This is a genomic window from Pantoea sp. SGAir0430 (assembly GCF_043549295.1).
The window spans coordinates 331282-345563 of the sequence record NZ_CP039428.1; the positions used below are offsets into that span (position 1 = coordinate 331282).

General features: G+C 55.7%; 18 protein-coding genes. 4 read left to right on the forward strand and 14 right to left on the reverse strand.

Annotated features, from left to right (window positions below; translation table 11 throughout):
* Positions 1 to 6: 6 nt before the first annotated feature.
* Both E7738_RS20540 and E7738_RS20545 read right to left on the reverse strand, forming a co-directional pair.
* Entirely contained in the window at positions 7 to 921 is a 915-nt protein-coding gene (locus tag E7738_RS20540; protein WP_059009351.1) for an EamA family transporter, read from the reverse strand.
* Positions 918 to 2129, reverse strand: coding sequence for an MFS transporter (locus E7738_RS20545; protein ID WP_394516560.1), 1212 nt, complete (start codon positions 2127 to 2129; stop codon positions 918 to 920). The genes E7738_RS20540 and E7738_RS20545 overlap by 4 nt, the downstream gene beginning before the upstream one ends.
* 127 nt (positions 2130 to 2256) lie before the next feature.
* On the opposite strand from E7738_RS20545, the gene E7738_RS20550 reads away from it, so the two are divergent.
* Positions 2257 to 2742, forward strand: a complete 486-nt coding sequence (locus tag E7738_RS20550; RefSeq protein WP_211727185.1) for a winged helix-turn-helix transcriptional regulator — start codon at positions 2257 to 2259, stop codon at positions 2740 to 2742.
* Positions 2743 to 2761: 19 nt separating this feature from the next.
* Here E7738_RS20550 and E7738_RS20555 read toward each other — a convergent pair whose 3' ends face one another.
* From E7738_RS20555 to E7738_RS20565, 3 genes are all read right to left on the reverse strand, one after another.
* Complete coding sequence (locus E7738_RS20555) at positions 2762 to 3073, reverse strand: cupin domain-containing protein (protein ID WP_058781017.1); 312 nt, start codon at positions 3071 to 3073, stop codon at positions 2762 to 2764.
* A gap of 214 nt (positions 3074 to 3287) precedes the next feature.
* Complete coding sequence (locus E7738_RS20560; protein ID WP_166710828.1) at positions 3288 to 3581, reverse strand: EthD family reductase; 294 nt, start codon at positions 3579 to 3581, stop codon at positions 3288 to 3290.
* A gap of 21 nt (positions 3582 to 3602) precedes the next feature.
* Positions 3603 to 4349, reverse strand: coding sequence for an SDR family NAD(P)-dependent oxidoreductase (locus E7738_RS20565; RefSeq protein WP_058781016.1), 747 nt, complete (start codon positions 4347 to 4349; stop codon positions 3603 to 3605).
* Positions 4350 to 4468: 119 nt separating this feature from the next.
* On the opposite strand from E7738_RS20565, the gene E7738_RS20570 reads away from it, so the two are divergent.
* Positions 4469 to 5323 (forward strand): LysR family transcriptional regulator, encoded by an 855-nt coding sequence (locus tag E7738_RS20570; protein WP_058758955.1) that lies wholly within the window; start codon positions 4469 to 4471, stop codon positions 5321 to 5323.
* Positions 5324 to 5348: 25 nt separating this feature from the next.
* On the opposite strand, the gene E7738_RS20575 is transcribed toward E7738_RS20570, so the two are convergent.
* Positions 5349 to 6269 carry a LysR substrate-binding domain-containing protein gene (locus tag E7738_RS20575; protein WP_394516563.1) on the reverse strand — a complete coding sequence of 307 codons (921 nt, stop codon included), beginning with the start codon at positions 6267 to 6269 and terminating at the stop codon, positions 5349 to 5351.
* Positions 6270 to 6356: 87 nt separating this feature from the next.
* Between E7738_RS20575 and E7738_RS20580 the strand changes: the two genes are divergently transcribed.
* Both E7738_RS20580 and E7738_RS20585 read left to right on the forward strand, forming a co-directional pair.
* Complete coding sequence (locus tag E7738_RS20580; protein ID WP_021508832.1) at positions 6357 to 6659, forward strand: carboxymuconolactone decarboxylase family protein; 303 nt, start codon at positions 6357 to 6359, stop codon at positions 6657 to 6659.
* A 5-nt stretch (positions 6660 to 6664) separates the two neighbouring features.
* Complete coding sequence (locus tag E7738_RS20585; RefSeq protein ID WP_241798134.1) at positions 6665 to 7063, forward strand: tautomerase family protein; 399 nt, start codon at positions 6665 to 6667, stop codon at positions 7061 to 7063.
* A gap of 92 nt (positions 7064 to 7155) precedes the next feature.
* Here E7738_RS20585 and E7738_RS20590 read toward each other — a convergent pair whose 3' ends face one another.
* The 8 genes from E7738_RS20590 to E7738_RS20625 form a co-directional block, all read right to left on the reverse strand.
* The gene (locus tag E7738_RS20590; RefSeq protein WP_394516362.1) at positions 7156 to 8178 is read right to left on the reverse strand and encodes a C45 family autoproteolytic acyltransferase/hydolase; all 1023 of its coding nucleotides are present in this window, start codon (positions 8176 to 8178) and stop codon (positions 7156 to 7158) included.
* 19 nt (positions 8179 to 8197) lie between these two features.
* Positions 8198 to 8920 carry a glutamine ABC transporter ATP-binding protein GlnQ gene (glnQ, locus tag E7738_RS20595; protein WP_058759243.1) on the reverse strand — a complete coding sequence of 241 codons (723 nt, stop codon included), beginning with the start codon at positions 8918 to 8920 and terminating at the stop codon, positions 8198 to 8200.
* Between the two features lie 2 nt (positions 8921 to 8922).
* Positions 8923 to 9579 (reverse strand): glutamine ABC transporter permease GlnP, encoded by a 657-nt coding sequence (gene glnP, locus E7738_RS20600; RefSeq protein WP_021508828.1) that lies wholly within the window; start codon positions 9577 to 9579, stop codon positions 8923 to 8925.
* 51 nt (positions 9580 to 9630) lie between these two features.
* On the reverse strand, positions 9631 to 10383 hold the full coding sequence (gene glnH / locus E7738_RS20605; protein ID WP_127835038.1) for a glutamine ABC transporter substrate-binding protein GlnH: 753 nt from the start codon (positions 10381 to 10383) through the stop codon (positions 9631 to 9633).
* Positions 10384 to 10510: 127 nt separating this feature from the next.
* The gene (locus tag E7738_RS20610) at positions 10511 to 11065 is read right to left on the reverse strand and encodes a carboxymuconolactone decarboxylase family protein (RefSeq protein ID WP_176428143.1); all 555 of its coding nucleotides are present in this window, start codon (positions 11063 to 11065) and stop codon (positions 10511 to 10513) included.
* Positions 11062 to 12390, reverse strand: a complete 1329-nt coding sequence (locus E7738_RS20615; protein ID WP_394516363.1) for an aspartate aminotransferase family protein — start codon at positions 12388 to 12390, stop codon at positions 11062 to 11064. Before E7738_RS20615 ends, E7738_RS20610 begins: the two co-directional genes overlap by 4 nt.
* Positions 12391 to 12517: 127 nt before the next feature.
* On the reverse strand, positions 12518 to 13375 hold the full coding sequence (locus E7738_RS20620; RefSeq protein WP_262258368.1) for a MurR/RpiR family transcriptional regulator: 858 nt from the start codon (positions 13373 to 13375) through the stop codon (positions 12518 to 12520).
* Between the two features lie 198 nt (positions 13376 to 13573).
* Entirely contained in the window at positions 13574 to 14203 is a 630-nt protein-coding gene (locus E7738_RS20625; protein ID WP_394516364.1) for a LysE family translocator, read from the reverse strand.
* Between the last annotated feature and the right edge of the window lie 79 nt (positions 14204 to 14282).

Consider the following 14282-nt stretch of genomic DNA (forward strand, 5'->3'; position numbering starts at 1 on the left):
GTCGGATCACGGCTCATCAGCGGGCTGCTGATCACAGCGAATCCGACTGCGGATGAAATAACGTTTGATGCGTTGTCCATACAACCCAACCGCCAGCCCGGTAATAATCAGTACCAGCGCCAGGATTTTCATCGGAGAAATAGCTTCACCAAATATCATCATCGAACCGAGAATGCCGAATACCGGCACCAGCAGCGATAATGGCGCGACGGTGGAGACAGGATACTGTTTGAGCAATGAATTCCAGATCCAGTAGCCTAATAACGTATTGGGGTAGACCTGAAACAGAATGGATAATATCGCACGGGTATCCATATGGCTGATTAATGCGCTATAGCCCGTGCTGCCATTAATTAATCCGTCCAGCAGGAAAAGCGGAAGCGGCGAAAAGGCGCTCGACCAGACCAGAAACGCGAATACCTGCTTCGTGCCGGCTTTTTTCATGATGATATTGGCAATACTCCAGGCTATGGCGCCTGCCAGCACCAGCAGCAACCCGGCAAACGTCACCGAGCCGTCGGTAATAAACACAATGCTCATCAATCCGCTGCACGCCAGCACAAAGCCAGCGATCTGATAGCGGCTGAGCTGTTCTTTAAACACATAACTGCCGAGCAGCAGAGTGAAAAAGGCACTGAACTGCAGCACCAGCGAGGCGATCCCCGCCGACAGCCCGGTTTTTATCCCCAGATTGACCAGGCCCCACAAGCCAATGCCGAACACCAGTCCGTAGCCAATAAGGTAGCGCCACGGGACGTCAGGTTTTTTAATAAAGAAGAGCGCCGGGATGGCACACAGCGTAAAACGCAGCCCTGCCAGAATAAATGGATCGATGGCGTGCAACCCTAATTTAATCACCGAAAAATTAATGCCCCAGATGGCGGTAATACCGATGGCCAGCAGCAGGTGTGATAATTTCATGATTGACGTGTTCCATACCAGAGAATAAGTGCGCAGGCACTGACCAGTGCCCCGCCGCTGCACACTGCATACCATCCCCAGTGCGCATAGAGTTGGGTGGCAGTAATAGCGCCCAGCGCGCTGCCTGCCGCATAAAAACACATATAGGCACCGATAAGCCGGCTGGTGATAGCGGGTTTGCCGGCAATCAGCATGCTCTGGTTGATGACATGCACCGTCTGCACCGCGAAATCCAGCATGATCACGCCAATAACCAGCAATAATAAAGAAGTCTGCGCGAAGGCGATGGGAAGCCACGAGAGCGTTAGTAAAACCAGTGCGCATCCGCTGGCGCGCTGCCCGGTTCCCCTGTCAGCCCAGGCGCCACTTCTGGAAGCCGCCAGCGCTCCGGCTATCCCAGCCAGACCAAACAGCCCTGTTTGCGTATGGGAAAGCGACATGGCCGTGAGCGGCAAAACCATGGAACTCCACAACATGCTGAACGCGGCAAAAATCAGCAGAGCCAGCGCGCCGCGCTGACGCAACAAGGGCTCGGTGACGAAAAGACGCGGGACAGACCCCAGCAGCCCGGCCACGGAAGTGGCTGTGTTCTGCGGACCGGCAGCAGGTATCACTTTCATCAGCAGCACGGTAATCAGCAGCATCAGCGCGGCTGAGGTCATATACACCGCCCGCCAGCCGGCGATATCGGCGATGATGCCAGAGACCAGGCGCGCCAGCAGTATGCCCATGACGATGCCACTGGTGACGCTGCCTACCACCTTGCCACGCTGAGCCGGTGCCGCCAGGATAGCGGCCCACGCCACCACGGTTTGCGTCACCACCGCCATCAAACCCACCAGCAGCATCGCCACCAGCAGCGCCAGCAAACTCTCTGCTAACGCCGCCGCGACCAGGGCCAGCACCGACAGCAGCAGGTGCGTGACCACCAGCTTTTTGCGATCAAAGCGATCGCCGAGCGGCACCAGCAAAAACAATCCTATGGCATAACCCGCCTGCGTTGCCGTGATGACCAGGCCGATGGTGCCGGGCGAAACCTGCAGCGTTGCGGAGATGGATTCCAGCAATGGCTGGGCAGAATAGACATTGCCGACAGCCAGCGCACAGGTCAGTGAGAGCAGAAAAATGATGTGAGGCGACAGCACTGAGGTCGTCGCTGGCGAAAGAGGCGCCTCAGAGGTTGCAGGGGTATCACTGGTGCAAGTCATGTTGCATCCTTATGTGGTTTTTTTTTGAAACCGATTTATTCTATAAGTAGCAGCGGTGGTTTTTTTTTGCAACTTGTTTTACTGAAGGCTAAGCTGCCGTCAGTAAATCAGCAGAGTGAGAGAGAAGATGGCCAAACAGGAATCGCTCAGAACCAGCGAATGCCCGGTCGCCCGGACCGTGGAGGTGATTGGCGAACGCTGGTGTCTGATGATCATCCGTGAAGCGTTTGATGATGTGCGCCGCTTCAGTGATTTCCAGAAAAACCTTGGGCTGGCAAAAAATATCCTGGCGTCACGGCTGAAACTGCTGGTCGAAGTCGGCGTGCTTGAGAGTTGTCCGGCGTCAGATGGCAGCGCCTACAAGGAATATTTGCTGACCGAACGGGGACGAGACGTCTTCCCAATCGTCGTGGCGATGCGCCAGTGGGGAGAGCGTTATCTGTTTGAAAAAGGCGAGACACACTCGGTTTTGCTGGATAACGCTAACGGTGAACCGTTACCTGAACTGGCCGTGTATTCTGCCCGGGGAGAACGACTCGATCCCGCCGACTGTCATCGCCGGCGCGTCATAGCCGGTAATCGCGCTGATCAGGCTTCGTCGATCGTGAAATAACCGGGGTTGAGGCGTCGCATCAAACCGATCCCGCTTGTTCAATCACCAGCACCCGGGCTACGCCCTGCGGATGTGCGACGTGTTCAGTGCCTTCGCTGGCATAAAAAATATCACCGGCGGTTAATCGTTGGGTTCTCACTTCGCCCGCTTGTTTGTAGAACATGTCAACGCAACCATCCATAACGGCAAACACCTCTTGTCCATCATTGATATGCCATTTATAGGGTTGATCGGTCCAGTGCAGTTTAACGCTGGTGTTATCGAAGCTGGCAATATGCTGAGACTCCCAGGCTTTGGAACCCGTAAATTCTCTGCTGCTGTAAAAATTCATGTTTGCGTCCTGTGTGCTGCTGCGGTGATAGCTCACACATGAAATAGCAAAAGGCAGCGCCACGTACCAGATTCAGGGATTGGTTTGTCCTGATTTGGCACCAGCGCGTCCCGTTTTTGCTGCCGGGATGCCTGCTTAACGCACAATGCGTTCATTAAGCAGACTATTAAACCGGTGACCGGAGGGCATAACTGCGCGGCGGCGTTGCTGCCGTTCAGAAAGGAATGAAATGGCTGCGAATCACCGTGGTGGCGTCGGTAAAATGCACCACATCTGCCATGACTCTTTTGGTTTGTTCGGACTCCAGCGCCCGGTTGACATCCTGCTGACAGGCAAACGTGTAAACACCGATGGAGAGCCAGCCGCTGCGGTCTGAAGCGGGATAGAACGCTTCCGCCGAAATGAGCCCATAATCCTGCCAGCACGCCAGCGCCAGCGGCAGGTGCGTGTGGGTATAATAGTCGCGGTCAAAGCGATGGGTTTCATCGCCGACACATACCACCATCATCTGATGCATCCTTTTCTCCCGTTAACGCATGCCGCCTGACGCCACCATCACCTCGCCCGTCACCCATCCGGCATCGTCGGAAGCGAGATAAGCCACAATCGGCGCAATATCCTGCACCTGGCCAATACGGCCAAGCGGTGTCTGGCTTTCGTTCCAGCGCTGAAACTCCGATCCCATCGCGCCGGTGCTGTGCGTGCCTTCGGTTTCGATTAACCCAGGATTGACCGCGTTGACGCGGATGCCGCGCGGGCCGAGTTCGCGCGCCAGCACGCCGGTAATGGCATCAATCGCGCCTTTGCTGCCGCTGTAAATAGCGCTCTCCGCCAGAAATACCCGCGTCACGAATGAGCTGATATTGATAATGCTGCTGCCCTTGCCCAGATGTGGCACGGCGGCGCCTGTCACCAGCAGCGGCCCGAGCACATTGATGTCAAACTGCTTGCGATACAGCGCTTCGCTGCTCTCTTCAATCTTCGCAAACTGATACACACCGGCATTGTTCACCACAATATCCAGCCGGCCAAACTGCGCGAGGGTAGATTGAATGAGTGCCTCAACCTGCGGCTGATCGGTGACATCCGCTGCCAGCGCCACCGCCGTGCCACCGGCAGCCTCAATAGCGGCGACCACCTTATCCGCCCCGTTTTTATCGGCGGCATAGTTGACGACGATCTTTGCGCCGTCGGCGGCCAGCTGGCGGGCAATCGCCGCACCAATGCCTTTAGATGCGCCGGTTACGAGGGCGACTTTGTCCTGAAGCTTTTTCATGTTCTGCAATCCTCAATCAGTTCAGTCTGGATGGTGCCGTTATGGTGATAGCTACAAAGTTGTTTGAGAACTGCCATTTTTGTATATTCGACGTTCATTTTTGAACGGGAGCAAGCGCAATGGAATGGAGCGATGTACGGATCTTTCTGGCGGTGATGCGCAGCGGATCCTATGGCGAGGCCGCGCGCCGGCTCGGCGTCAGCCATCCGACCGTGGGTCGTCGCATTAAGGTGCTGGAAGCGCAGGCCCATCAGGCGCTGTTTCGCCGCACGCCGGATGGCCTGGTGTTAACCGATGCCGGTGACGCCGTGCTGGGCCTGGCAGAAAGTATGGAAAATGCTGCGCTGGCGATGGAGAGACGACTGGCGGGCAATCACCCGCGGCTGGAAGGCATTTTACGCATCTCCTGTGCCGAGTGGTTTGCCACCGCCGTGCTGGCGCCGGTACTGAGCGAGCTGACACAGCGCCATCCCGCTATCGTGCCGGAAATCATCGCCAGCTACCGTTTGCTCAATCTGTCGCGGCGCGACGCCGACGTGGCTTTTCGCATTGTGCCTTTTACCGAGCCGGATATCGTCCAGCGGCGCCTGATGAGCATGCCCTATGCGTTATACGGCACGCCTGAAAATGCCCGCGCATTGCAACACGATCCCGCATCAGTGGGGCTGATCCTGATGAATACCGCGCAAGCGCATTTTCCGGACGTCGTCTGGCTGCTCGATCAATTTCCACAGTCACGGCGGGCTTTTACCAGCACCAGCCGGGCGGTGCAGGCGCAGATGTGCCGGCGCGGCATGGGCGTGGCGGTGTTACCCCAGCCGCTGGGCGATGCCACCGCCGGACTGCAGCGGATTCCAACCCCACAGCCGCCGCCTTCGCGCGATATCTGGGTAGGCTATCATCAGGATCTGCGGCACATGGACCGCCTGCGCGCCATGCTGGATATCGCCGATGCGCTGCTGATTGCGAAGTAACTGTCGCAGGGATTAGCGCAGCAATTCAGGCGGGCCGCAGACCCGGTAACGGCTCTATGTTGCGCAGCGCATTTTCCATCAGTCTGGCCAGCAGGTTTTGCGCATTCGGCTCAGTCTGGCTGCCACTTTTTTGTTCCAGCGTAACGCCCAGCGCGCCCAGCGGCGGCAAAACATTGCCAGCGCTCACCAGGTTAGCGGGCATGCCGACCCGCGTGCGCACGGTGATCCCCAGACCGGCCCGCACCGCCGCCCAGATGCCGCTCAGGCTAAGGCTGACAAACACGATTCGCCATGCAATGCCCGCCCGGTCCAGACTGTCGATGGCGCGCGAGCGCATCAGGCATGGATTATCAAACATCACCAGCGGCAGCGGTTCGCCCTGGCTTATCATCGCGCTGACGTCGCAGTCGGGGTGGGCGATCCACTCCAGCGGGAACTGGCCGATCAACACGCCTTTACGCTGCAGCGGTTGTGCCTGCCACAGCAGCGCCATATCAAGAGCATCGCTGTCCAGCGCTGCAAGCAGCTCCTGATTACGCGCCACGCGGGCGATGATCTGCAGCCCGGGATGGTGACGTGTAAATTCGCCCAGAATACCGGGCATCAGGGTGTCGCCAAAATCTTCCTGCATGCCAAGGCGCACTTCCCCCTGCAGCCCTACACCGCTGAAGGTGCACAGTGCTTCGTCGTTCAATGCCAGCAGACGACGGGCATAACCCATCATCACTTCCCCCTCACGGGTTAACGCCAGATGACGCCCGCTTTTCACCACCAGCTTGCTGCCACATTGTTGCTCCAGCTTTTTCAGCTGGGCGCTGACCGCCGAAGTGGATCGACAGAGCCGCACGGCGGCCTGCGCAAAACTGCCACACTCCATGCCGGTGACAAAACTGCGTAGCGCATCCAGATCCAGCGTCTGAGCTAACTTTTGCATAATCGTCCTGATTTATGGGATGAATGACGGTGTTTTATTTGATTTTCAGGATGGTTATGTTTCGCCACAATCGCGGCTGAGTCAATACGGAGAAACATCATGGCAAAAACACTTGATAGTAAAACGCTGGCGCGCATCGCGCCAAAGCTGGCCGAACTCAGTCAGCAGGTTCTTTTCGATGACATCTGGCAACGTGACGCGCTTACGCCGCGCGAACGCAGCCTGATTACGCTGGCCGCACTGACGGCGCTGGGGCGAGTGCAACAGCTACCGTGGCATATCGAATTCGCGCAACAAAATGGCCTGGCACGAGAAGAGATCGTCGAAGTGTTCACCCATCTGGCCTTTTATGCCGGCTGGCCGGCGGCGGTGTCAGCGCTAAGCTGTCTGGAAGAGGCGTAACCCTCATGCCTTTTACCCGCATCATACTGCGTCAGGGTTACAGCGACGCGCAATTAACGCAGATTTCCGACATCCTGCAACAGAGTCTGGAGGACGAATTTGCCGTTCCACCCGGCGACCGCTTTCAGGTATTTGAAGAACTGCCGGCGCGGCTAAGGGTGTTTGATCGCCACTATAAAAGCCGCGGGCGTTCAGAGGATTTTGTTCAGTTCATGATTACTGCGGGCAAGCCGCGCAGCCGCGAACAGAAGCACAAGCTGTGTCGCAGATTGTGTCAGCAACTCTCGCAATCGCTGGATATCGATCCGCAGGATGTGATGGTGATTATTCAGTTTAACACCGTCGATGACTGGAGCTTCAGCGACGGATGTCTGATGTCCGAAGAAGCGCGTATCCACGAGTAACATTGTCAGTATTGCTGGCAGCGCGGGTTAGCGCGCTGCCAGCAATCACTGTCCGGCTTCAGAGATGAACTGTGGAGATTAAAAAGAATACCTCATTGACGACCAGCAGATTGCAAAGCGGCGCGTTGGCGGTCGCGCGTGAAGATCTGCCACGTCACCGCGTCATCACTCAGGGTAAAAATAGCCGTGGCGAGGGTATTTTCCTCATCCGGATCCCGCGGCGACAGGCGGTAAATCGGCAACGCTGCATCCTGTTGATCCGATAAAACCGCCTTAGCCGCCGCGCCCTCTACCGCCGTTTGCGTCGTCAGCCATGTCTCCAGACGCTGCTGGCGCGAGCCGGAACTGGCGGTAACCACCTGTTCGACGGCGGCAAGCTGCGGGTGAATAAGATGGTTAGCGTGCCCGAAAGGCGCAGTCAGTGGGATCACTGAACAGCCTGAGCCTGTCGCTTCAATACTGATCAGGCGGCTATCGCCCTGCTGCCCCAGCGTATGGTGAAACGCACCGGCGCGCGGCGTGGCGCTAAGTATGGCGATCGCTTCATTCAGCGTGGTCGCATTCAGCGACGCGCGGGCGATGATCTGGCGCGGCATGCCATCCGGACGATGCTGTGCGCGAATGTTATTAACGGTGTTAACGATGCCCTTCTCATTAACGGCAAAAGTGTGACCGCAAAGTGATGCCGGATAGGCGAAGCTGGTGAACGCGAGGCCCTCGTCCGGGGTCACGGTGACCAGCGCACAGTCATCGCGCAGCTGGGGAAAACCATCTTCGTTGTGCGCAATGATCAACTCCCCGCTGGCACTTTTCCCCGCCACCGTGGTGCAACCATCCGAAGTTGAACGCACCAGATCGCCCCGGCAGTTCCACGCAAACACCTCGTCAATCGGTGCCTGTAATCCTTCAGCCAGCCCTTCCAGCTCCTGCCAGATCAGCGGAAACTGGCGCTGGACCCGCGCGCGCATACTGCGGGCTTGCTGCGCATCTTTCATGGCGGTGACCGTTTGCCAGAGACGGGTATGCCTGAGTTTGTTATGCCAGGCATCACGGCCAAAGTCACCGAGTTGCTGACCAATAACAAAAGCCGAACCACGGAAGTCGAGTTTTTTCATAGCGTTATTTCACTTCATTTCAGGATACATGTTGCAGAAATTCTTTCAGACGCGGATTACGGCTGGCAGTCAGCAGCATATCAGGTGGCCCATCTTCGGCAATGGTACCGCCATCAATAAAGATCAGCCGCGAAGCCACATCGCGGGCAAAGCCAATCTCATGCGTCACAATCACCATGGTCATGCCCTCTTCAGCCAGTGAGCGCATCACTTTCAGCACTTCATGACGCAACTCCGGATCCAGCGCGGAGGTCGGCTCATCGAACAGCATCATTTTCGGCCTGACGGCCAGTGCCCGGGCAATCGCCACGCGCTGCTGCTGACCCCCTGAAAGTTCAGACGGATAGTGGCTGGCGCGATCGCGCAAGCCGACGCGCTCAAGCAGCGCCAGCGCCTGCTCGCGCGCCGCGGCTTTCGTTTGATGACGCACGCGAATCGGGCCGAACATCACGTTTTCCAGCGCAGTCAGATGCGGGAACAGGTGGAACTGCTGAAACACCATGCCGGCTTCGCGGCGGATATCACATTCATTCGCATGCGGATCGGTGATATGCATTCCGGCGACCAGCAGCGTCCCGGATGAGATCTCTTCCAGTTTGTTGATGCAGCGTAGCAGCGTTGATTTTCCTGAACCTGAAGGGCCGATAATCACCACCACCTCGCCGGACTCAATTTTTAAATTGATATTGTGCAGGACCTGCGTGGCACCGAAATTTTTCGACACTGCGTTAAATTCAACCATGCTCATAAAATATGGATCCTTTTTTCCAGCTGCTTCAGTAAAAAGCTCAGGCATAACGTCACCAGCAGATAAATCATGGCCACCGCCGTCCACACTTCCAGCGCACGGAAATTACCCGCAATGATCTCCTGCCCCTGACGCGTCAGTTCTGCCACGCCAATCACAATAAACAGTGAGGTATCTTTAATACTGATAATCCACTGGTTACCTAAAGCCGGAATCATGCGGCGTAACGCTAAAGGCATGATGACATACCACAGCGTACTGCGCTGCGATAAGCCCATCGCCAGACTCGCTTCTTTAAAGCCTTTATTAATTGAGAGGATCGCGCCCCGAGTAATTTCAGCAATGTAGGCACCGGAGTTAATCACAATTGTTACGATCGCGGCGGTGACGGGATCAATTCTTATCGGCAACACCATCGGCAGTGCAAAATAGATAAACATTACCTGCACCATGATGGGCGTACCGCGAATAAGCTCGACAAAAATAAGTGACAGCGTTTTGGCGATTTTCCCGCCCAGAGCACGGCAGGTTCCTGCCAGTAAGCCAATAATAAAACCGCCCAGCAGACCTGACAGCGAAATAATCAAGGTCAGCTGCAGACCCTGCAGCAGTAGCGGCAGAGATTCCCAAATATATTTACTGTCAAAATTCATAATTTAACCTGTAAACGCTAAACAAGGCCGGAGGGATCCGGCCTGGCAGAATTATTTCGGCTGCTTGGCAAACCATTTCACGTAGATTTTGCTGTAAGTCCCATCCGCGCGCAGGGCCTGCAGCGCGGCGTTGATCTTAGGCGTCAGGCTGCTGTTTTTCTGCATGGCAAAGCCATACTGCTGCGGCAGAATCGTGTCGTTTTCACCGCTGGCTTTGACTTTGCCATCGCCCGCCGTTTTCACGTAGTACAGCACATTGGGCGAGTCATGGACCACCGCATCAAGGTTGCCGGCCTGCAAATCCAGATAGGCGTTGTCGATATTAGGAAACTCAACATAATTTGCCTTGTATTTACTTTTCATAAAGCTGGCTGCGGCCGTGCCCTGTTTCAGGCCCACTTTCTTGCCGGTTAAATCGCTGAATTTATTAATGCTGTTATCATTGCTTTTGACAGCCATTAATAAGTCGGCGTCATAATAACCATTGCTGAAATCCACCACCTGCTTACGCGCATCGGTAATGGTAATGCCTGCCATCGCGACATCCAGATTCCGTGATTGCAGCCCCGGAATCAGGCCACCAAAGTCCATTGGGTGTAATTCATAGCTGACATGCATTTTCTTCGCGATGGCATCCCATAAATCAATGTCAAAGCCGACGTATTTATCACCTTGCTTAAATTCAAAAGGAACAAAAGCCGTATCAACCCCGACAGTTAATTTATCCTGCGCCGCAGCGATAAAACTGGCGGAACAGGCCACCAATGCCAGTGTAATCTTTAATTTATTTAGAAATGCAGACATAATAACCCTCAGCGTCAGTAATGTAGCGTGCAATGATTGTCATCCAGCGAAATAACCCGGCGGACATGGTCAAAGAAGGTGGTTAATATAATGGGCGTATCAGGTACGCCCGGAGTAATGCGACAACTTATGCAGGAAGCAAGTGATCCTGCGTAAAGGGTACCGGCGTCTGCGCGCCGTTCATGATCATCGAGAGAAAACTGTAATAGCCGTTAATGCCTATCAAATCCACCACGCCCTTCTCGCCCCATAATTCGATGGCTTGCTGCCAGGTGGCATCACTGATTTTCTGTTGCTGATGTAACTGCTGGCAAAACTGATAAATCACCCACTCATCAGGCTGCAAATCCGCGGGCTGACGTTTTTCATTGATGGCCTGCACCGCTGCAGCAGAAATCCCCTTTTCGCGCGCTATCGGCGCATGGATTGCCCACTCTACCGGCTGTGACCAGTGCCTTGCCGTCATTAAAATCGCCAGTTCCGATAACCGCTGGCCCAGCGCACTGCGATAGCGCAGATATTCCCCCATACGCTGTGCATGTGCCATTAACTCGGGGCTGCGCAGCAGCGGCTCAAACGGTGGCAGCAGCGCACCGCGCGGCCCGTTGATAATCTCTTCCGCGAGCGGACGTTGCTGCTCATCCCAGTCCTGCTCCGCCAGCGGCGGTAATCGGTTAATCATAATTTGCCGGCCTCTTCACGTATCACGGTGTTCAGCGTATCCACGACAAAATCCAGTTGTTGCGGGGTGACGATAAACGGTGGGGCGATTAAAATATGGTCGCCATATTGCCCGTCCAGCGTGCCGCCCATCGGATAGACCAGCAAACCGCGCGCCATACAGTTGGCCTTGATAGCTGCGTGAAGTTTCACCGCCGGATCGAACGGGGTTTTTGTGGCTTTATCACGCACCAGCTCCACACCGGCAAACAGGCCGCGGCCGCGTGTATCACCGACGTGCGGTAACTCCCCCAGCACGTCGCGAAGCGCCTTGTGCAGATAAGCGCCCTGCTGCTGAACCGCCTCCAGCAGATGGTCGCGCTCAATTACCTGCTGTACTGCTAACGCCGCCGCCGCGGCTGTCGCGTGACAGATATAAGTGTGTCCATGCTGGAACAGACCGCTGCCGGCCTGCAGCGCAGATACGATCTTCTCACTGGCCAGCACCGCGCCGATGGGTTGATAACCGCCACCCAGTCCTTTGGCGATGGTAACCAAATCAGGTACCACGCCATCCTGTTCGAACGCGTGCAGTGTTCCGGTACGCCCCATTCCGCACATCACCTCATCGGCGATAAACAAAATGCCGTACTTGTCGCACAGGCGACGTACACCCTGCAGATAGCCCGGCGTCGGCGGCGTGGCACCGCTGGTCGCACCGACCACCGTCTCCGCGCAGAAGCCAATAATCGTTTCCGGGCCCGCATCGATAATCGCCTGCTCCAGCTCGCTCAACAGCCGCTGGGTATACTGCTGCTGGGTTTCATCGGCACGGCGATCGCGATACTCATTGCAGGCTGAAACGCGAATCACGTCGATTAACAAGGGTGCGAACTGACGCCGGCGCCATTCGTTGCCACCCACCGCCAGCGCGCCCAGCGTATTGCCGTGGTAGCTCTGTTTGCGGGCGATGAAACGGGTACGCGCGGGCTGTCCGATCTCAACAAAGTATTGCCGGGCCAGTTTCAGCGCGGTTTCCATCGCCTCAGAACCGCCCGACACAAAATAGGCATAGTTAAGATCGCCCGGTGCGGTGCGCGTTAACTGTTCGGCGAGCTGTTCAACGGTATCGCTGGTGAAGAAACTGGTATGCGCATAAGCCAGTTGATCGATTTGACGATGCATGGCTGCGAGGACGTCAGGATGGGCGTGGCCCAGGCAGGAAACGGCGGCACCACCGCAGGCATCAAGATACTGCTTTCCCTGTGCATCAAAAATGTAGGCCCCGTGTGCGCGCGTGGCCATGGCGGGCACGCTGCGCAGACTGCGGTGAATGATACGGCTCATGCTGGTCCTGCTCCTGAATACGCTTCGTTGTTGAAACGTATCTTGCAGGATCCATTTGAATCACGTCAACGCAATAATGATTCAATCGCATTCAATATTCTTATGACAGATACAAATGAATCATCTGTCAGGATTTGCCGGCATGCACGTAAGCGCCAGAATCGATTAAATAGCGTTCGGCGTTTTTAATTTTACTGACCGCATCACGTCCATGACGGGCCACCAGCATCGCCAGCAGGCACTCTGCCAGGCCCATGCCAGAGACGACTGACGGGAAGAACGATGGGCTATCCAGTGAAAACCGGAGCGAGCAATCAGCGGCCTGCGCCAGCGGCGAGACCGGTGAATCGGTGATGGCGATGATCTTTGCGCCCGCCTGCTGCGCTGCGCGCAGTACATCAAGTGATTCGCGTGAATAAGGGGCAAAGCTGGTAAGCAACAGACAATCGGCGGCGGTCAGTTCACGTGTGAAAACTTCGATATTGCTCGCCAGACCATCCACCAGTGATACCTGACGATTGAACAGCCGATACACATAAAATAATGACCAGGCGATCGGAAAGCTGGCGCGGAAACCGCAGATGTAAACATTGTCAGCCGCATCGAGTAAGGTCACTGCCTGCTCCATTGCCTGGCGGTTTTCGTTCTGCGTAAAGGCCAGGTTGGTCTGGTGGGCCTGAAACATCGCATCATACAGCTGCGGCTGCGTGCCGGCGGCCACAAGCTTTTCCGCTTTCGAGACATAGGTATCATTGCGCAGGCCGATGTCATCAATAAATGCGTCTTTGAGTTCACTCCAGCCGTTATAGCCCAGCCGTTTCGCCAGGCGCAGCAGCGTTGCCGGTTTCACCCCGGCCTGCTGCGCAAAGGTGCGCATGGATTGCACCACCAGTTGATTGGCATTCTGCAGTGAGAATTCGGCAGCCCGCTGTAGTTCTGGCGATAATTCACTGAACTCACGGACGATAGTTTCCTTTAGATTCATGGCAACGATTCACAGGCTTTGACGTTGAGGTATCTAAACACATTTGAGATCAAGACTCTAGGCGCGGATATCACACCGGAGTGACGGCCTGAAGCAGGGCGCGATGCGTCGCGCCGCGACAATCAGGCTGCTCATGGTGGTTTACTTAACTGAGCGGCCTATTGCTATGGAGGGCGAACCTGAGGTTAAAAATTTGCTTTATTGACGACTCAACACCAGTTTCAGTCCGGCAATGGCAAAACAGCAGGCTAATAGCGCATCTAATCCCCGGCGGATACGACGGTAAAACGCGTTCATTGCTGCGGTGGAAAATATCAGCGCATAGCCGCAAAATACCGCGACGCAAATCGCCGCACAGCCGGGAATAATCAGCGGTAAGGTCGAGACTGCGGCGTCCGGTTTGAGCGCGACGGACATGATTGCGACCCAGGTTAAAATGGCTTTAGGATTACCGACGTGCATCAAAATTCCCTGCCGAAATAACGCGCCATATGCAACGCGGTGATCGCTGATAACGGTTTTATCGGCAGCGGTGCGGGTTAACGCAGATTTACCGGCTTTGTATGACAGCCACAACAGATATAACCCGCCGCCGATTTTCAATACCAGCAGCAATTGGGCAAACGTCGCCAGCACGGTTAATACCCCGCAGGCCGCCAGCAGCGCCCACAGCATTGAGCCGCCAATTACCCCGCCCGCAAGCGCTAAGGCGGCACCGCGCCCTTTATTCATCGCCGTTCCCATAATCGCCATATTACTCGGACCAGGGCTGGCCGTTGCCACAAAATAAGTGGTGTAAATCAGCATTAATTCGTGTGAAAGCGCCATGATATCCTCTGCAGGTGAAATGTCCTGAACCTGTTATATCGGCTTGCTCAGAAATTTACTATGTCTTGTTGATATGAAG